The sequence below is a fragment of the Sedimentibacter sp. zth1 genome (genome assembly GCF_017352195.1).
Classification (GTDB): Bacteria; Bacillota; Clostridia; order Tissierellales; family Sedimentibacteraceae; genus UBA1535.
Window position 1 is genome coordinate 1,266,661 of the sequence record NZ_CP071445.1, and the last position, 18,402, is coordinate 1,285,062.

The window sequence follows — 18,402 nt, forward strand, 5'->3', positions numbered from 1 at the left end:
TTCGAAATCTTATACATTTAACTAGCCTCATTTCCTAATTCTTTCCACATAATAATAGCATCTTCTGTAGGATTAGAATAATATTTTGGTCTTTTTCCACAATTTTCAAATCCAAGCTTAGTATATAAATTTAAAGCAACTAAATTTGATTCTCTTACCTCCAGAGTAAGCCTATTTATATTATTTTCAATTGACATTTCGATCATATCCTTCATAAGTAGCTTTGATATACCATGGCCTCTAAACGTACTTAAAATCGCTACATTTGTTATATGACCTTCATCATATATTTTCCATAACCCTGCATATCCTATAACATGTTCTTCGTATACTACACACAAGTACAAAGCCATAGGATTTGACAGTTCTTTTGTAAATGCTTCCCTTGACCAAGGAGTAGAAAAGGAATTGTTTTCAACCTTAACAATATCGTCAATATCTCCCTGTTCCATAGGTCTAATAATAATTTTCATTATCCTTTGCACATTCTTTCTGCTTGTGATGGTCTTAAATACTCAGGTGCAAACTCAAAACTTTTTATAACCTTATCATCTAAAATCATTTGATATGCAACATAACAAATTGATGATGCTTTCAAAATATTAAATCTTTGCGGTGCAAATTTAATTGGCACCTTAACATTTTGACTTAATATATCCTTATATACTACACTACCGTCTCCATTAACAACAACTCCACTTCCCAATGAATTGATAACATCAATCAAGTCCTCAATATCCGTTGGAAATTGTTCCTTAATTGTACATAGCTTATCGCCATCCCACTTGTATATACCAGCGTATGTCCTATTTCCTTTTGCATCAATAATTGACACAATATAGTTATTATAATCCAATACATTGCATGCTAAAGATTTCATAGTTGGAACTGCAACTATTGGCAAATTTTTAGCTAATGCAATCCCCTTAGCTATTGATGCACCAATTCTTAAGCCAGTATATGAACCAGGGCCTTTTGAAATTGCAACATATTGTATATCATCAAGCTGTATTGAATTATCCTCTAGAGATTGTACAATCAACGGCATCAATTTTTCAGAATGTGTTTTATTAAAACTTTGTGAATACTCACACAATAATATATCATTTTCTGCAACTGCACAAGAAGCAGTTATACTAGCAGATTCTATTCCAAGTATTTTCATAATTTTCTAATCCTTTTTTTAATGTTTCAAACTGTAATCCTTCACCTACAATATCAAACTCTCTAATATCTTTTTCATAATCAATATTAATTGTAATTGTTATTGCATGTTTTGGTATTAAGTTAAATATATTACTTGCCCACTCAATAATACATACCCCATTAGAGTAAATATATTCGTCATATCCCAAGTCGTACATATCATCTTCAGATTCCAATCTATATGCATCCATATGATATAATTTCAATCTTCCATTATACTCTTTAATGATAGTAAATGTTGGACTTGTTACATAATCATTTATATTAAGAGCTTTTGCAATAGATTGAGTTAGTGTTGTTTTGCCAGCACCTAAATCACCCTCTAAACATATTACAGTTCCACCTATAAGGTTTTCACCTATTATTTGTCCAATTTTATCTGTGTCCTGTAATTTTCTTGATATTATCTTCATAGTTACCTCAAACATGCTATTTTAATAAAATGTCGTCTATTTCATTGACATTTCCTGCACCCATAGTAATAATTATATCACCATGTTTTGCAAATTTCAATGCAAGTGCGGCTACATCATCAAAATTCTTCTCATAAAATGCATTTTTATTATATTCTTTTATTCTTTCTACTAAGTCTCTAGAATGAACTAAGCCTGTATCTTTTTCTCTTGCTGCATAAATATCTGTTATAATTACGTAATCAGTTAAAGCAAATACTTTTGCAAAATCCTCAAATAATGCTTTAGTTCTTGTATAAGTATGCGGTTGGAAAATTGTTATAACTTTCCCATTGGTACATTTCTTGGCAGAAGTCAAAGTTGCTCTAATTGCTTCTGGATGATGAGCATACTCATCAATTATTGCTACTCCATCTTTATGTCCCTTTAGCTCATATCTTCTTTTAGTTCCCCTAAAATCTTTCAAACCTTTTTTTATTGTATAAATATCTATTCCTAAATCTAAAGCTATTGCAATTGCAGAAAGAGAATTAAGTATGTTATGTTCACCAAATACACTTAGCTCAATTTCACATAGATCTTTGTTATCATATACTACAGTAAATTTAGGATATGGCAAGTAGCTAATATTATCAGCATGAATATCCGATTTCTTACTTAAACCGAATGTTTTTACTCTGCATTTCATATTTTTAAATAAGTCTTTATTTTTTTCATTAACTACAATCAACCCATCTGTTGGCAATTTATGACCAAACTCTACAAAAGCAGATTCAATATCTTTTATATCTTTGTAATAATCAAGATGGTCCTCATCAATGTTTAGAATTATTTCCATCGTTGGATTGAAATTTAAAAAGTTTCTTTTATATTCGCAAGCTTCTGTTAATAATAAATTTTTTTGACCTATTCTAATGTTTCCGTCAATAACACTAAGTTCTCCACCCAAAAATATTGTAGGATCCAAATCAGTATTAACAAAAATTTGTGAAAGCATACCAGTTGTTGTAGTTTTACCATGCGTTCCTGAAACACCAATAGAATTCTTATGCTCTTTCATTATTCTACCCAAGAATTCAGCTCTATTCATCATTTTAATTCTAAGTATTTTTGCTTTAACATATTCAGGGTTATCTTCTGATATTGCAGATGTGTATACAATTAAGTCAATATCATGTGTTATGTTATTTTCATTTTCACCAATATATATTTTTGCACCATTTTCTTTTAGTTTTTCTATTATGTTTGAATTCTTTCTGTCCGAACCGGAGACTTGTATGTCATTTTGCAGCATAAATTCTGCTAAACCACTCATACTTATTCCACCAATTCCAATAAAATATATATGTTTTATACCTTTATTCATAAAATATCTCCTATAAATCAATAATATTAATATAGTCTATGCTTACAAACCACAATGTTTCTATTGATTATCTTAGGTGTTATTATATAATTATTTTATTATTTTGTAAACATCTAAATTCAAACTACCTTTTAGCTTGACAATATCTCAAATTAATATGGCTATCTGAAGACAATTCTAAAATTTTTAGGTTTATAACAAAAGCCTATTCAACTCATTTAGTTAAACAGGCTAAGTAATTTATTGAATTTATATAATACTAAATTATTCAGCTAAGTAATTTTCAAAATTTTCGCTATACTTAATTTCACCATCATTTAGTATCCACAATGCTTCTACATTTTCCAATTCACTTATAAACTTCATACTATCTTCTAAAGGCATGTTATAAGCAGCTGTTGAATATGCATCTGCAAGTCCAGAATCATCACAAAGAATTGATACAGATTTATAATAATTAGATGGCATCAATGTATCTTTGTTAATGATATGATGATACTTAATTCCACCCGCCACATAGTATCTTTGATAATTTCCACTCGAAACTAATGACTTGTTTTCTAATGAAACTAATTTAATATTTTTCTGTTCGCTACTCATATCGGGATTTTGTATACCTATCTTCCATGGCTCATTATCTGCCTTTATTCCAATAGTACAAATATTTCCACCTACACTAAGTGCTCCTGAAACAAATCCTTTTTTATATACATCATCAGCCACCCTTTGAGTTGCAAAACCTTTTGCAATTGCTCCAACATCAATTTGCATTTTGCTATCTTTTAAATAAACAGTTGAATTTAATTCATCAATTATTAAGTTATTTATATCAACATGTTTTGAAGCTTCCTTCAAGACATCTATATCTGGAATTTTAGCACTTTCTGGATTGTTAATACCATCTTCACGAAAATCATGCCATATAGAAAGAACACTACCAAAAACAATATTTACATTTCCATCTGTATCATTGTATAAATTCTTTCCTAAAACAAGTAAATCAATTATTTTTTTATCTACTTTAACAGGTTCAATACCCGCCTTTTTATTTATTGTCTTAATATTATTAATACCTTCATAATCATTGTAAATATCATATAATTTATGATATATTTCCAATTCATCATGAATAAACTGTGAGTATTCTTTAAATTCATTTTCATCGCGTGCGTATCCTATTATTGTTGTTACTGTATCAAATAAATTTAAAAATTCTGCCTGGTATCTACTGATTTTGCTGTTATTACATCCTGTAAATAAGGTAAGTAATATTAATACTATTAAGCTCTTAATTAGTATATTTCTCAATATATAACCCCTTTACCATACTAGATAAAACGAGTACAGTTATTTCTGCACTCGTTATTTTTAAAAATTGTTTAATTTATTTTGCTGTTTCAATAGCTTTTACTATTGTATTAATCATTGTATTTACTTTCATTGTACAAGAAGATGTTAAATCTGCATCTGTAGCAACATTTTCTTCTAAAGCAATGTTTTGAACATCACTTTGAGTTTTTCCTATTACATATTTTGAAAAAGCATCAGCTTGTTCGAACCATTCTTTACCTATAGCAGATACTTTACCCATACCATAATCTGCTCCTAATTCAACTTTTGATTTAACTTGAGAATTTAAATCAGCTGTAATTTTTCCTGTAGCATCAAAAGTTACAGTTCCTTGAGAAGCATCTATTACACAGCTTGAAATTTTTCCATCAGCGTCTGTAGTAATTACAGAGTATGTAGAGTAAGCTTGAGCTTGTCCATCAGTGTCTGTTTCAGCATCTCTTGATTTATTCATAGTAGTTACTACTGATAATCCTAATTTATCTGAAGATTCAGCTCCTAATTCTTGAGCATTAGCAACAGCTTTTTCGATAGCATTTACATAACTATTAATTTTAACTGTAACTGATGAAGTTAAATCAGCATCAGTAGGAACACCTTGTTCGTCAACAGATATAGCTTTGATTTCTTCTACTGTTTTTCCAACAACAAAATCTGCTAAAGCTTGAGCTTGTTCATTCCATTCTTTACCTATAGCAGATACTTTACCCATACCATAATCTGCTCCTAATTCTAACTTAGTTTTGAATGTCGTAGCTAAATCAGTTACAACTTTTCCCTCGTTAGAAAATTCCATTTTTGATTGAACTGTATCTATAACACATTTAACTATTTTACCATTTGAATCTACAGTAACAGCTGCAACAACTGAATCTGCTTGTGCCATTCCATCTGTATCTTCTTCTGGTTCTCTAGATTTATCCAAAGTTGTTATAATACCTAAACCAGTTTTTACGCTTTCAACGTTTGAATCGTTGTTTGCACTTGTATCTTTTGCATCATTTTCCAAACCACACCCAACTAGCATTGTTAAAACAAATAACAAGCTTAATGCTAATGCAATTTTCTTCTTCATAATTTCCTCCAAGAATAATTTTTTTTATTTAAAACCCAACCCATTTAAGAAAGGCAAAATAAACTTTAATAATGTCGATGTTACAATTCCAGCTAATACTCCTGAAATTAATAACACTGGTAAATAGAACAATAAGTTCATACCCACATATATTATAGAAATTGCTATGTATTGTCCTATATTATGAAATACAGCACCAAAAATGCTCAAAATCAAATAGGATATTTTATCTTTGAATATACTAATTAGCAATATCATAACTAAAACAGACATCAAACCTCCACAAAGGCTTAACATTCCAGCAACTACCCCTCTAGTCATAACACCAAACAAGGCTTTTAAAACAACTAAAATAATCGCAGTAGACTTGTTTATAAAAAACAGTGTATACATAACCACAATGTTTGCTAAACCAAATTTAATGCCAGGTACAGGTATAGGCAAAGGTGGAAGCATGTTTTCAACTACTGAAAGTATCAAGGCAATTGCAAATAATAAAGCTGTTATAACTAATTTTTTTGTACTATTAGGCTTTAAACCTAACAATCCTGTATTTTTTTGTTTCATAAACTTTACCTCTTATTATCTAGCAATCATATCTAAGTCATCTTTACTACGAGAATGCTTAGGTACAATTTTAAGTATAATTTTATTTGGTAAGCAAGCTGCACTTTCCCCAACACGTCTTAATTTACCTGAACGTATACAGACTTTATCAGGACAATCCGATTCTTCAAAACAAATTGAACCATCCTTAAACAAATGAAATACTACATGATTATTTTGAGGTATACTAAATGTCTTATCAATTTTTTTATCTAAATCTACAGTCATTACCAAATCCTGATTGTAATATATTTCTGCTATTGGTAATTTGGTTTGTGAAAAATTTAACCGCATAATATAAATTAAAAGTGCCATCATTAGAACAGCAAAAATTATGACAATATCTCTTTTATTTACTAATTTCATAAAATAAAAATTCCCTTCTTGTTATCCAACAAGCATATACAGTATAAAACTTAAGTTTTCATTTGTATGTAACAAATATCACATACAGATTAATCAAAAAATTTTTTGAGCCTAATTTTATCTATAATTTCTATCTTTCCTCTACTTAATTGAACAATTTTCCTTAATTGTAACTGCTTTAAAATTCGACTAACTACTTCTCTAACTGAGCCTATGTCCTTAGCTAATTTTTCATGAGTTATAATAACACAATTATTTAAATTCAAACTACTATATCGCAATAGTGCTGAAACTAATCTTTGTTCTACTGTCATAAAAGCATAGTTAGAAAATATACTAACTACATCTACTAACCTAGATGAAATTATGTCATAAGTAAATTTATTTACATAATCATTACGCTCATTTATTTCTTTATATATTGATATTGGTATAACATAAACAGTAGAATCCTTTTCTGCTTCTATATTAATGTTTACGTCTAACTGTTTTATCATGCAAATAATACTGAATACGCATATTTCATTATTAGTAATCCTAAATAATGTAATTTCTTGTCCTTTATCGGAGTTTATAAAAGCCCTAATCATACCAGTTTTGACTATGTTTAATCCTTCGCACTTAACATCAACGTTATTTTCAATATTATTTTCACTGATTTTTTTTTGCTTTATATTTTGCATTACTAACTGTTTATCATCCTCCGCTAATTGTGCCCAAAACGGTAGACAATTTGATAAAAATTTCTCCATAAAGCTCACCTCATATTTTTAGTCAATAATAATTTATGATGTTTTGAATAAATAATACACATTTTAAAATATTCTTTATTAAAATAATAAACATTAATTATTAGCAAAAAAGTTACCTATTTATAAGTATATTATAATTAGGTAACTTTAAATTAGCGCTTATAATTTTCATATAAATTATTGTAGCTAATTACTTATTTGATAAATATTCATGTATTCCTTTAGCGCCTTTTTTACCTGCTTCCATAGCTAGAATAACTGTTGCAGCACCTGATACAGCATCTCCACCAGCGAAAACAGCTTTTTTAGTTGTTTCTCCATATTCATTTGCAATTATGCATTTACGCTTGTTCAAATCTAAACCTTTAGTAGTTGAAGATATTAATGGGTTTGGAGAAGTTCCAAGAGCCATTATTACTGTATCAACCTCTAAAATAAATTCAGAATCTTTTATTTCAATAGGTTTTCTTCTTCCTGATGCATCTGCCTCGCCAAGTTCCATTTTCACACATCTTAATCCACTTACCCAACCATTTTCATTAGATAAAATTTCTTTTGGATTTGTTAATATGTCTAAAATGATACCTTCTTCTTTAGCATGATGAACTTCTTCAGCTCTTGCTGGTAATTCTTTTTCACTTCTTCTATATACGATGTGAACCTCAGCACCAAGTCTTTTTGCAGTTCTTGCAGCATCCATAGCAACATTTCCGCCACCTACAACTGCTACTATTTTACCAGCAATAATTGGTGTATCATAATCTTCTTTATAAGCTTTCATTAAATTACTTCTTGTTAAATATTCGTTTGCTGAAAATACACCATTTGCTAATTCCCCTGGTATTCCCATAAATTTAGGAAGTCCTGCACCTGATCCTATAAATATAGCCTCATAACCTTCTTCTTCAAATAATTGATCTATTGTTACTGATTTACCTATAATAACATTAGTCTCTATCTTAACACCTAATTTTTTAACATTTTCTATCTCAGCATGTACTACTTTTTCTTTTGGTAAACGGAATTCTGGAATACCATATACTAAAACTCCACCTGGTTCATGTAAAGCTTCAAATATAGTAACTTCATAACCCATTTTTGCTAAGTCTCCAGCACATGTTAATCCAGCTGGTCCAGCACCTATAACTGCAACTTTTTTACCATTAGTAGTTTCAGGTTTTTCAGGAACGAAACCATGTTCTCTAGACCAGTCAGCAACAAATCTTTCTAATTTGCCTATTGAAACTGGTTCTCCTTTAATTCCTCTAATACATTTACCTTCACATTGTGATTCTTGAGGACATACACGTCCACAAACTGCTGGCAATGCAGATGATTTAGCAATAATTCTTGCTGCTTCTTCAATATTTCCAACTTTTACTTGTTGTATAAATCCTGGAATATCTATAGAAACTGGACATCCTTTAACACATTGTGCATTTTTACAGTTCAAGCATCTACCTGCTTCTTCCATAGCTTCTTCTAAGTTATATCCTAAACAAACCTCTTCAAAGTTAGTAGCTCTAACTTTTGGATCTTGTTCTCTTACAGGAACTCTTTTTAAAGCATCCATTATTCGTCACCTCCACAACCACAACCACCATGGTGGTGAGTAGCTCCTTCACGCTCTTTTAATAAAGCTCTTCCTTCTTGTGTTCTGTACATTGATTGTCTTTTCATTGCTGCATCAAAATCAACTAAATGTCCGTCAAATTCTGGTCCATCAACACATGCAAATTTAATTTCATCACCTATTTGTAAACGACATGCTCCGCACATTCCAGTTCCGTCAACCATGATAGGATTCATACTTACTATTGTTTTTATACCTAATTTCTTAGTAGTCATGCAAACGAATTTCATCATAATCATTGGGCCTATTGCAACAACTACATCATAATGGTTTCCTTCGTTAACTAAATCTTCAATTACTTTTGTAACTAAACCTTTTCTACCATATGAACCATCATCAGTTGTAATATATAAATTGCCTGCTACAGCTTTCATTTCATCTTCAAGAATTAATATATCTTTAGATTTAGCACCAACTATTACATCTGCTTTCATTCCTTTTTCATGGAACCATTTTACTTGTGGGTATACAGGAGCTGTACCAACCCCACCAGCTACAAATAATACTTTTTTATTTTTTAATTCTTCAATATCTTCACTTATAAATTCAGATGGAACTCCTAAAGGACCTACAAAATCTCTAAAGTAGTCTCCCGTTTGTAATTTAGACATTCTTTCAGTAGATGCACCAATAATTTGGAAAACTATTGTTACAGTACCTTCTTCACGATTATAATCACATATAGTTAAAGGTATTCTTTCACCTTTCTCGTCAATTTTAGCAACTAAGAATTGACCTGGGTTACATGATTTAGCTATGTGTGGAGCTTCAACTTCCATTTGAAATATAATATCAGATAGTTGTTTAGCCTTTTTTATCTTAAACATATTTCTTACCTCCGTATAAATATACACTAAGTATAACTTGATTTTTTATTATAATAAACAGCGGTTTCATTATAGCACTTAAAACATTTGTATTCAAGTAGTTATATTTTTTTTATTAAAAAAGTTGCGAAGCTACTCATCTAGGGGTGACATATGTCACCCTTAGGCATAAAAATGCCTATATCATAAGCATTTTTATTGAGTACCTCCCTTAGTCCCGTCCCTTGCAAACCTCGTTTTTATATACTAGGCGTAGAACTTTCCTAGTATATAAAAAAGGTAGATTCTAAATCTACCTTCATTTTTTAAATATTTTTAAAATTAGCTTGCCTTTTTTCCAAGAAAGCTGTCATTCCTTCTATTCTATCATCTGTTGCAAAACATGTAGCAAACGCCTCTGCTTCATAATTTACACCAGTATTTATATCTACATTTGAGCCATTGTCTATTGATTTTTTAGCCATCTTTATTGCTACAGGTGCTTTCCCAATTATTTTGTTTGCTATATTTTCACATTCCTCTATAAGTTTTTCCGGTTCTACTATTTTTTGTACTAATCCCATCCTATATGCTTCTTCAGCATTTATAATATCAGCTGTATAGATTAGATACTTAGCATTTCCTTTTCCAATTAGTCTAGAAAGCCTTTGTGTTCCTCCAAATCCTGGAATTATTCCAAGACCTACTTCAGGTTGTCCAAATTTAGCTTTAACAGATGCAATTCTAATATCAGCAGACATTGCAAGCTCACATCCACCACCGAGTGCGAACCCGTTTACTGCTGCAATAATAGGCTTATCAAAATTTTCTAACACATTCATAACGCTTTGTCCGTAAACAATAAATTCTCTACCGTCTAGCATATCTTGTTCTTTCATTTGTGCTATATCAGCTCCAGCTACAAAAGATCTTCCCTCACCTGTAAGAATAACTACTTTAATATCATCATCTTTACGTATTTCATTAAATGCTCCCATAATATCACTCAAAACTTTTTGATTTAGTGCATTTAAAGCCTCTGGCCTATTTATAATCACATACCCTATATTGTTTTTTTTCTCAAGTTTTACAAAATTATAATTTGACATATCAAATCCACCTTTCATATAGTTACTATATTTTATTAATTACATTATAACACAATTCACCATAATCTGATTAATTTTTTTTAATTCTAACAGAAACTTCACCTGATAAAACCTTGTCTATACTTCCATTTTCATATTTAACAACAAGTTCACCTCTTTCATTTATATCTATTGCTTTTGCTGATGTGACTTCACCATTTTTTATTATATTTATGTCTTTATTAAGTACATATGAATTATCCTTGCAGATATTTAGTGCAGTTGAAAACTTTTTGTCAACAAAATCATTATATAAAATCTCAAAGTTATTAAATATTTTAGCTACTAATTCATTTCTTTTTATATATTTTTTCGATTCAATTTTGATTGATGTTGCAATATCACTTATTTCAGATGAAAAATCATCTAAATCATTATTTACATTTATTCCAATACCTACAACGATATAATTGATAATATTAATTTCAGAATTCATTTCTGTCAAAATTCCACAAACTTTTTTATCATTAATTATGATATCGTTAGGCCATTTAATTTTCGACTCTACTCCAATATCTCTAAATGCCATATTCACTGCTGCTGCAGCAACTTGAGTTACTTTTGATACTTCAAATATATCGAGTTCTGGTCTCAAAATCAAGCTCATCCAAATACCTTTACTATTTTGAGAAATCCATTGTCTACCTAGTCTTCCTCTTCCATTAAGTTGCTTTTCAGTTATTATAGCATGACCTTCACCAACCAATGTATCTGCTATACTTTTTGCATATGTATTAGTAGAATCTAAATTATCAAAATGTATTATATTCCTACCTATAAATTTAGTAGTTAAATGCTCTTTAATTTCTTCGTATGTTAAAATGTCAGGACAACCTATAAGCCTATATCCTTTTTTTGATACTGACTCTATCTTATAACCTGATTCTTTCAAAGCATTGATGTGTTTCCATATTGCAGCTCTTGTAACACCTAAGTGCTTGCTTATTTCTTCACCGGAAACAAATTCATTATTGCTATTTTTTAATAAATCTATTATTTTGTCTTTCATTTTATTCCTCCGAACAAAATCTTATCAAAGCTTATAATAACATAATAAATTATTTTGTACAACATTAGTAATTAAATACAAAATAATAGACAGTAAAATTAAAACAATTTAGCAAAAAGGCTAAATTGTTTTAATTTTCATGCAATAACTCAAAATATTTTTTTCCATTTACACATAATGGACAAATGTTTGGAGCTTCACATCCTACATAAACATATCCGCATCTATTACAAGCCCATTTCTTAACATCTTTTTTTCTAAGATAAGTATTATTTTGTATCATGTTTACTTTACTAGAACACCTTTTAGCATGTTCTTCAGCAACATTTGAAATATTATATAGCATTATAGCAACTTCCAAATAGTTTTCATCATAAGCTGTTTTTATATATTCAGGATAAATACTCATTGCATTAACCGCCTCATCTCTAGCGGTGGTTTGTAAATTTGTTAAAGTATCCGCACAATATATAGGCATTTGAGTCAATGAACATATTTCGTCTGCATTATATCCATTGCATAACAAAAATCTTGCTATAATTCTTGCATGTTCATTGCAATTTTTAGCCATTTTTTTATACATATTGCTTATTTCTAAATATTCTTCTTCAGTTGCAATAGCAGCATAATTTGAATATTTTTGTTGGCAATGTGTTCTTCTTCTAAATTCATTTATCAAATTTTCTGCTGTTACAGAATTCATTAAAGATTTCATTTTATCCCCCCAAATAAAAAATATCCCTATTAATCTAGGAATATTTCATTATATGTTAATATTAGTTATTAGTTAATTTTAAATTTAATAATTTATCTATTGATTTATGCAATTCTTCTAACGTTCCTTCATTTTGTATAACTATATCTGCTAAATTTTTTTTCATATCAATTGGTATTTGCATGTCTAGAATTTTAAGTGTTTGATTTATATTTTTATGCTCTAAATTAGCTCTATTTACAAGTCTTTTTCTTTGAGTATCTTCGCTTACATAAACTAACCATATTTCATCATACATTAGCCCGAGTTTGATTAAAGTTTCTTTTTCTTCAAACATAAGTGGTATATCAAGAAATATAGTATCCTCATTCGAATTATTAATACCATAAATCAATTCATTTACAACGTATTTATGAACTATACTATTTAATTTTATCATACTTGCATTATCATTCAATGCTATTTTACCAAGTATTTGCCTATCTATAAAATTATTTTTATCTAAAATAGCATGTCCGAATTCAATTATTAAAGAATGATATAATTCACCCTTTAATAAATATCCATCATGAACAATTTTATCACTATCTAATAAAGTAAAACCTAATTTTGTTATATATGAGCTTACTGCACTTTTACCTGTTGCTATACCACCAGTTATAACAATAACATATGGTCTTTTATTTTGATTCATACCAATTATCTCCAACATTAATATCAACCTCTAATTTCACTTTGAAATCTGTTACTACATTTTCCATTTCATGTTTTAGCATATCTACAACTATTTCTACTTCATTAGTGGCTGCCTCAATAATCAGCTCATCGTGTACTTGCAACAATAATTTAGATTTCAAATTACTATCTCTTAGTTTTTTATATACATTAACCATTGCAATTTTTATAATATCCGCAGCTGTACCTTGAACTGGTGTATTTAACGCAATTCTTTCTCCAAAAGAACGTATATGGAAATTTCTTGAGCTTAACTCAGGTATATTTCTTCTTCTACCAAAATATGTTTCAACATATAAATCCTTTTTACTTTGTTCAACTGTATTTCTCATATACGCATCTATATTGCTATAATATCCTAAATAATTTTCAATATATTCTTTTGCTTCTTTTCTAGGAATGTTTAAATCTCTACTCAGCCCATAGTCACTTATGCCATAAATTATTCCGAAATTTACAGCTTTTGCACGACTTCTCATAGTGCTTGTTACATCCTCAATGCACACTTTAAAAACTTCCGAAGCTGTTTTTGAATGTATATCCTCGTTCTGCTTAAATGCATCCACAAGTTTCTCTTCATTTGATAATTCTGCTAATACCCTTAATTCAATTTGTGAATAATCAGCATCAACAAGTGTATATCCGTCTTCGGCAATAAAAGCTTTTCTTATTTCTTTTCCATCATCAGTTCTTGTAGGAATATTCTGAAGGTTAGGATCTGTGCTACTAATTCTTCCAGTTGTAGTTATTGTTTGATTTAATATAGAATGTACTCTATGTGTCTTTTTATCCACAACAGCCATTAGTCCTTCAACATAGGTAGAATTAAGCTTAGTAAGCTGTCTATATTCTATTATTTTTTCTATAATCGGATGTTTATCTTTGAGCTTATCTAAAACTTCAATATCTGTTGAATACCCCGTCTTAGTTTTTTTAACAACTTCAAGATTTAATTTTTCAAACAATATAACACCAAGCTGTTTAGGAGAATTTATATTAAACCTTTCGCCTGCCATTTCATATATTACACTTTCTAAAATTTCTAACTTTTTATTGAATTTACTTCCTAATTCATCCAATATATGAGTATCAATCTTAAATCCTGTAAATTCCATATTAGCAAGAACTTCAACCAATGGCATCTCAATATTATAGAATAAACTTGACATATTAAGCGTTTCAATTTTATCTATAATGTTTTGCTCTAAATATACAATTGATCTTATATAATTAAATATATATTTCTTTTTCTTTTCTATATCAATGTCTTCAAAACTTAATTTTGACTTTCCTGATCCAATATAATCACTCAAAACTGGAATTTCTAAATCTAAAAATTTACTTGACAGTTTATCTATACTATATGAGTTTTCTGCTGGATCAATCAAATATGCTGCTACTTGCGCATCAAAATTTATACCTTTTAACTCAATATTATTTTTTTCAAGGTATATAATATCTGATTTTAGGTTATGACCTATTTTTTTTATACTTTCATCTAATAAAATATCCTTAAGACCTTCTAAAATGCTTTCTTGATTTTGTTTGTCAATAGCAATATAATATATATTTTCATTGCATGGAGATATACCTAATGCTATTGCATTTGAAAACAAGGATCTTTCCCCATTTAATAAAAATTTTAATGAGATTTTTTTAGTTTCCGCAATTTCTTCTTTCAATTTTACAAATTTATCATCATTTATATTTTCAATAATAATTAAATCCTTAGTTTTAATATTTTGTTTTGTATTTGTTGGTTCTAAGTTGAAAATAGACATTTGAGTATCTTCAACGCTTATAGCATTTGAATTATCAATACTTACATTCTTTATTCTTTTTTTAAAGTTTTTAAATTCTAAATCATCATATAATTTCAAAAGTTTTTGCCCGTCAGCTTCTTGTAACTTATATTCATTTAAATCTATCTCTACAGGTATATCTGTAACTATTTTAGATAGTGTTTTACTCATATAAGCTTGCATTTTGTCATTTTCAAGCTTTTCTTTTAATTTACCTTTTATTTCTTCAATATGCTCATACAAGCTATCAAGATTGTGATATTCCTTAATTAGCTTTATAGCGGTTTTTTCACCAACTCCACCTACTCCTGGTATATTATCTGATTTGTCACCCATTAGTGCTTTTAAGTCTACAAACTCCTCAGGTTCTATCTCATAATCTTCGTTGATTTGTGCTCTATTCATTTCTTTAATATTTGATACACCTTTTTTTGTCAATAATACTTTTACATCATCATCAACTAGCTGCAAATAGTCCTTATCACTAGTTACCAAGAATACACTCATGCCGTTTTCTTTTGAATGTTTTGCAAGTGTTCCAGCAGCATCATCAGCTTCAAATCCTTCTATTTCAATACATTTGATATTGTGTGTATTTAAAACGCTTCTAATTAATCCAAACTGTTGAACCAATTCATCAGGAGTTTTCGCGCGCCCTGCCTTGTACTCAGTATACTGAATATGTCTAAATGTAGGCTTTTTAGGATCAAACGCAACACATATGTACTCAGGAGAATAATCATCTATTAGTTTGTATAACATATTCAAAAATCCATATACAGCATTTGTATACTGGCCTTTTTTAGTTTTTAAAGGCGGCATTGCATAAAATGCTCTAAACAATATGCTATTTCCATCAATAATCATAAATTTATTTTTCATATATTTCTCCATTCGTTTTTTATATTTATTTAAAGTTATATAGTAATTTTCAATGATATATAGTTAATTGTATCACAACGAATAATTTTTATCCATAATAAATTGTTAGTCCTATAACTACCATTTATTAATAAATTATTTTTTTAGAAAAGTTTATGGGAATAAGATTTTTAATTAATCATATGAATTTGTTTTTCATCATAAAATGTACAAAGGAGATGATTTATTGAATAAAATTGAAACTAAATTTTTTGATTTTTCAAGCGTTAAAGATATTACTTACAGCCAATTAAGTCAGCATTATACTCTGTATACCAATTATGTAAACACCATGCCTAAAATATATGATGCTATGAAAAATGAAAATTTATATAATAATTGTAACAGTAATTTTAGTGAAGTACGAAATATACAAAATTCTTTATCTTTCAATTTAGATGGTGTAAAATTACACGAATTATATTTTGGCAATCTAACTGGACTAAATACTAAACCAAATGGTAAAATATTAGAACTAATTAATTCTTATTTTAAATCATATGATAATTTTAAAAAACAATTCAAATGCATAGGAATGTCTATGAGAGGTTGGGTAGTATTATGCTATGATGCTTTTACAAATAGTATATATATTTACGGTCAAGATTCTCATAATACTCAAATCATGATGAACACCTTTCCACTAATAGTTTTAGATGTATATGAACATGCTTATATGATTGATTTTGGAATAAAAAAGAATAGATATATTGATGTTTTTTTTAATAATTTAGATTTTAATGTAATTAACAACAGGTTAAATTTACTATTTGAATAATTTTTTAACCAAGAAAATATTTTTCAGTTGTAACGCAATAAATACATCCACATATAATATACCAAACATTATAATTAAGGAGGTAAGATTATATGGGATTTTTCGGTGGCGATGGCTGTTGTGGAGGAAGTAATTTATTATTTTTCTTCTTATTATTAGTAGTTTTATTCTGTAACTGTGGAAACAATAACTGCTGTTAATCAATTTTAATAAAGTTTCTAAAGTTATAAATTACTAAACACTTTTCAATAAGACAGAGCTGTGGTTTTTACTACAGCTCTCTTTTTATATACGCGGAGTTGCGTAGCAACTTTTTTATATTTGATAATTATCTATTATAAAATTTTTGAAGGATTCCTCAATCCTAGAAAAATATCTACCACTATGGTAAACAAAATAAATTTTCCTTTTCAGTTCAACATCTTTTAATTTAATGGGAATAATAGTACCTTCTTTTATTTCTTTTTGTATTGCATTTTTTGATATTATAGCTATTCCCATATCATTCTTAACAAGAGTTTTTATTATTTCATTATCCTCAACTTTAACCTTGATTTTTAAATCATCCAAACATAAATTTCTTGAATTCAAATAATTTTCAAGTGTTCTCAAAGTTGCTGAACCATTTTCTCTAGATATAAAGTTATGTTCAAATATAAAATCTATTGGTACACTTTGATTTTTATATTGAGAGAATGATTTATTAGATGCAGCTATAACTAACTCATCATCTGCTATTGTTATAAATTTAAGCTTTCCTTTCTTAAATACAGTGCCAACAAACCCATAATTTATTAATCCACTCTCAATATTGCTAAAAACAATTTTAGAGTCAACTTTATTTATACAATAAGTTACCTTAGAATAAAATTTATTGAATTCTAAAACTATTTTATGTAAGAAACAATCTGCTGGTAATGAACTTGAATATATGTTAACTTCACCTTGTACATCACTATTTTGCTTAATTTTATCATAAATATGATTTTCAGCATTTAATGCGTTTACAGCATATTTATAAAGTTTTCTACCAGATTCAGTAGTAACCATATCTCTACCATCTTTTTTCAATAAAACAGTTTCAAATTCTTTTTCAAGAATCTGTAATTGCTTTGATACAGCTGGTTGAGTTATATATAGCTTTTCAGCTGCTTTTGATATATTTTTTAAATTCACTACTTCAATAAAAGTCTTAAGATATGATGTATTCATTTTTTCTCCTTATCAAATAGATTGAATTCCCATTCCGATAGCTTCGTGTTCAAATCCTTTTCTTGGTGACCCAATCTGTCCATATAATACTACTGAAATCCATTCACCGCTTGATTTATCACCTAATATTAGATTACCCCGAACAACAGCAAATGTCAACCCTGCTGTTCTCTGCAGCTCTCCTAAAATCACTTGTCCTCTGCAATAACCACTTAATGATTCAATAATTGCATGATATAATGAATGCTCTTCATGGTAATTTTCTCTAATTATATCTTCTCTGAGCGATGCAGTTTCAATTGCTGCTACAATTTTTTGTGAATCCATGCTTCCAACATTGCCTCTGTATATAGTATACCCATATTGCTCATATTTTTCTTTCAGTTTTTCGTAATCATCGCTAATTGTTAAAAGTATCGATATTTTACCAATACCAACTGTATCTGACATTATACACCTCAATAAAAATTTATTTCGTTTTTTATAAACTAGAAGTAGAACTTCTTTGT

At 28.8% G+C, this 18,402-nt stretch carries 19 protein-coding genes; 1 reads left to right on the forward strand and 18 read right to left on the reverse strand.

From position 1 onward, the window contains the following. Positions 1-17 precede the first annotated feature (17 nt). From rimI to polA, 16 genes are all read right to left on the reverse strand, one after another. On the reverse strand, positions 18-473 hold the full coding sequence (gene rimI, locus JYG23_RS06380; protein ID WP_242631644.1) for a ribosomal protein S18-alanine N-acetyltransferase: 456 nt from the start codon (positions 471-473) through the stop codon (positions 18-20). Beyond that, positions 473-1,165, reverse strand: a complete 693-nt coding sequence (gene tsaB, locus JYG23_RS06385) for a tRNA (adenosine(37)-N6)-threonylcarbamoyltransferase complex dimerization subunit type 1 TsaB (RefSeq protein WP_207237655.1) — start codon at positions 1,163-1,165, stop codon at positions 473-475. The genes rimI and tsaB overlap by 1 nt, the downstream gene beginning before the upstream one ends. Next, a complete protein-coding gene (gene tsaE / locus JYG23_RS06390; RefSeq protein WP_207237656.1) occupies positions 1,137-1,619 on the reverse strand; it encodes a tRNA (adenosine(37)-N6)-threonylcarbamoyltransferase complex ATPase subunit type 1 TsaE in 483 nt (160 codons plus the stop codon). Before tsaE ends, tsaB begins: the two co-directional genes overlap by 29 nt. Before the next feature lie 16 nt (positions 1,620-1,635). Further along, complete coding sequence (gene murC, locus JYG23_RS06395; protein WP_207237657.1) at positions 1,636-2,985, reverse strand: UDP-N-acetylmuramate--L-alanine ligase; 1,350 nt, start codon at positions 2,983-2,985, stop codon at positions 1,636-1,638. Between the two features lie 264 nt (positions 2,986-3,249). Further along, positions 3,250-4,293 (reverse strand): FAD:protein FMN transferase, encoded by a 1,044-nt coding sequence (locus tag JYG23_RS06400; protein ID WP_242631645.1) that lies wholly within the window; start codon positions 4,291-4,293, stop codon positions 3,250-3,252. A gap of 76 nt (positions 4,294-4,369) precedes the next feature. Continuing rightward, positions 4,370-5,410, reverse strand: coding sequence for a hypothetical protein (locus tag JYG23_RS06405; RefSeq protein ID WP_207237658.1), 1,041 nt, complete (start codon positions 5,408-5,410; stop codon positions 4,370-4,372). Between the two features lie 24 nt (positions 5,411-5,434). Next, a complete protein-coding gene (locus JYG23_RS06410; protein ID WP_207237659.1) occupies positions 5,435-5,977 on the reverse strand; it encodes a Gx transporter family protein in 543 nt (180 codons plus the stop codon). A 15-nt stretch (positions 5,978-5,992) separates the two neighbouring features. Beyond that, on the reverse strand, positions 5,993-6,382 hold the full coding sequence (locus JYG23_RS06415; protein WP_207237660.1) for a NusG domain II-containing protein: 390 nt from the start codon (positions 6,380-6,382) through the stop codon (positions 5,993-5,995). Between the two features lie 89 nt (positions 6,383-6,471). After that, positions 6,472-7,134 (reverse strand): Crp/Fnr family transcriptional regulator, encoded by a 663-nt coding sequence (locus tag JYG23_RS06420; RefSeq protein WP_207237661.1) that lies wholly within the window; start codon positions 7,132-7,134, stop codon positions 6,472-6,474. Between the two features lie 190 nt (positions 7,135-7,324). Then, positions 7,325-8,707, reverse strand: a complete 1,383-nt coding sequence (gltA, locus tag JYG23_RS06425; protein WP_207237662.1) for an NADPH-dependent glutamate synthase — start codon at positions 8,705-8,707, stop codon at positions 7,325-7,327. Then, positions 8,707-9,594: a sulfide/dihydroorotate dehydrogenase-like FAD/NAD-binding protein gene (locus JYG23_RS06430; protein ID WP_207237663.1), complete on the reverse strand. Its 888-nt coding sequence runs from the start codon at positions 9,592-9,594 to the stop codon at positions 8,707-8,709. Before JYG23_RS06430 ends, gltA begins: the two co-directional genes overlap by 1 nt. Before the next feature lie 305 nt (positions 9,595-9,899). Next, positions 9,900-10,682, reverse strand: a complete 783-nt coding sequence (locus JYG23_RS06435) for an enoyl-CoA hydratase-related protein (RefSeq protein WP_207237664.1) — start codon at positions 10,680-10,682, stop codon at positions 9,900-9,902. Positions 10,683-10,752: 70 nt separating this feature from the next. Beyond that, positions 10,753-11,730 (reverse strand): biotin--[acetyl-CoA-carboxylase] ligase, encoded by a 978-nt coding sequence (locus JYG23_RS06440; RefSeq protein ID WP_207237665.1) that lies wholly within the window; start codon positions 11,728-11,730, stop codon positions 10,753-10,755. A 130-nt stretch (positions 11,731-11,860) separates the two neighbouring features. Continuing rightward, entirely contained in the window at positions 11,861-12,445 is a 585-nt protein-coding gene (locus JYG23_RS06445; RefSeq protein ID WP_207237666.1) for a rubrerythrin family protein, read from the reverse strand. Between the two features lie 61 nt (positions 12,446-12,506). Continuing rightward, positions 12,507-13,139 carry a dephospho-CoA kinase gene (gene coaE, locus JYG23_RS06450; RefSeq protein ID WP_207237667.1) on the reverse strand — a complete coding sequence of 211 codons (633 nt, stop codon included), beginning with the start codon at positions 13,137-13,139 and terminating at the stop codon, positions 12,507-12,509. After that, positions 13,126-15,864, reverse strand: coding sequence for a DNA polymerase I (gene polA / locus JYG23_RS06455; RefSeq protein ID WP_207237668.1), 2,739 nt, complete (start codon positions 15,862-15,864; stop codon positions 13,126-13,128). The genes coaE and polA overlap by 14 nt, the downstream gene beginning before the upstream one ends. Positions 15,865-16,090: 226 nt before the next feature. On the opposite strand from polA, the gene JYG23_RS06460 reads away from it, so the two are divergent. Then, the gene (locus JYG23_RS06460) at positions 16,091-16,681 is read left to right on the forward strand and encodes a superoxide dismutase (protein ID WP_207237669.1); all 591 of its coding nucleotides are present in this window, start codon (positions 16,091-16,093) and stop codon (positions 16,679-16,681) included. A gap of 315 nt (positions 16,682-16,996) precedes the next feature. Here JYG23_RS06460 and JYG23_RS06465 read toward each other — a convergent pair whose 3' ends face one another. After that, positions 16,997-17,893 (reverse strand): selenium metabolism-associated LysR family transcriptional regulator, encoded by an 897-nt coding sequence (locus tag JYG23_RS06465; RefSeq protein ID WP_207237670.1) that lies wholly within the window; start codon positions 17,891-17,893, stop codon positions 16,997-16,999. A 12-nt stretch (positions 17,894-17,905) separates the two neighbouring features. Continuing rightward, positions 17,906-18,343 (reverse strand): HutP family protein, encoded by a 438-nt coding sequence (locus JYG23_RS06470; protein WP_207237671.1) that lies wholly within the window; start codon positions 18,341-18,343, stop codon positions 17,906-17,908. Positions 18,344-18,402: the final 59 nt, after the last annotated feature.

Bases quoted from the DNA above. Each gene is read 5' to 3' on its own strand.
- rimI (WP_242631644.1), bottom strand. From the start codon at position 473: ATGAAAATTATTATTAGACCTATGGAACAGGGAGATATTGACGATATT.
- tsaB (WP_207237655.1), bottom strand. From the start codon at position 1,165: ATGAAAATACTTGGAATAGAATCTGCTAGTATAACTGCTTCTTGTGCA.
- tsaE (WP_207237656.1), bottom strand. From the start codon at position 1,619: ATGAAGATAATATCAAGAAAATTACAGGACACAGATAAAATTGGACAA.
- murC (WP_207237657.1), bottom strand. From the start codon at position 2,985: ATGAATAAAGGTATAAAACATATATATTTTATTGGAATTGGTGGAATA.
- JYG23_RS06405 (WP_207237658.1), bottom strand. From the start codon at position 5,410: ATGAAGAAGAAAATTGCATTAGCATTAAGCTTGTTATTTGTTTTAACA.
- JYG23_RS06410 (WP_207237659.1), bottom strand. From the start codon at position 5,977: ATGAAACAAAAAAATACAGGATTGTTAGGTTTAAAGCCTAATAGTACA.
- JYG23_RS06415 (WP_207237660.1), bottom strand. From the start codon at position 6,382: ATGAAATTAGTAAATAAAAGAGATATTGTCATAATTTTTGCTGTTCTA.
- JYG23_RS06420 (WP_207237661.1), bottom strand. From the start codon at position 7,134: ATGGAGAAATTTTTATCAAATTGTCTACCGTTTTGGGCACAATTAGCG.
- gltA (WP_207237662.1), bottom strand. From the start codon at position 8,707: ATGGATGCTTTAAAAAGAGTTCCTGTAAGAGAACAAGATCCAAAAGTT.
- JYG23_RS06430 (WP_207237663.1), bottom strand. From the start codon at position 9,594: ATGTTTAAGATAAAAAAGGCTAAACAACTATCTGATATTATATTTCAA.
- JYG23_RS06435 (WP_207237664.1), bottom strand. From the start codon at position 10,682: ATGTCAAATTATAATTTTGTAAAACTTGAGAAAAAAAACAATATAGGG.
- JYG23_RS06440 (WP_207237665.1), bottom strand. From the start codon at position 11,730: ATGAAAGACAAAATAATAGATTTATTAAAAAATAGCAATAATGAATTT.
- JYG23_RS06445 (WP_207237666.1), bottom strand. From the start codon at position 12,445: ATGAAATCTTTAATGAATTCTGTAACAGCAGAAAATTTGATAAATGAA.
- coaE (WP_207237667.1), bottom strand. From the start codon at position 13,139: ATGAATCAAAATAAAAGACCATATGTTATTGTTATAACTGGTGGTATA.
- polA (WP_207237668.1), bottom strand. From the start codon at position 15,864: ATGAAAAATAAATTTATGATTATTGATGGAAATAGCATATTGTTTAGA.
- JYG23_RS06465 (WP_207237670.1), bottom strand. From the start codon at position 17,893: ATGAATACATCATATCTTAAGACTTTTATTGAAGTAGTGAATTTAAAA.
- JYG23_RS06470 (WP_207237671.1), bottom strand. From the start codon at position 18,343: ATGTCAGATACAGTTGGTATTGGTAAAATATCGATACTTTTAACAATT.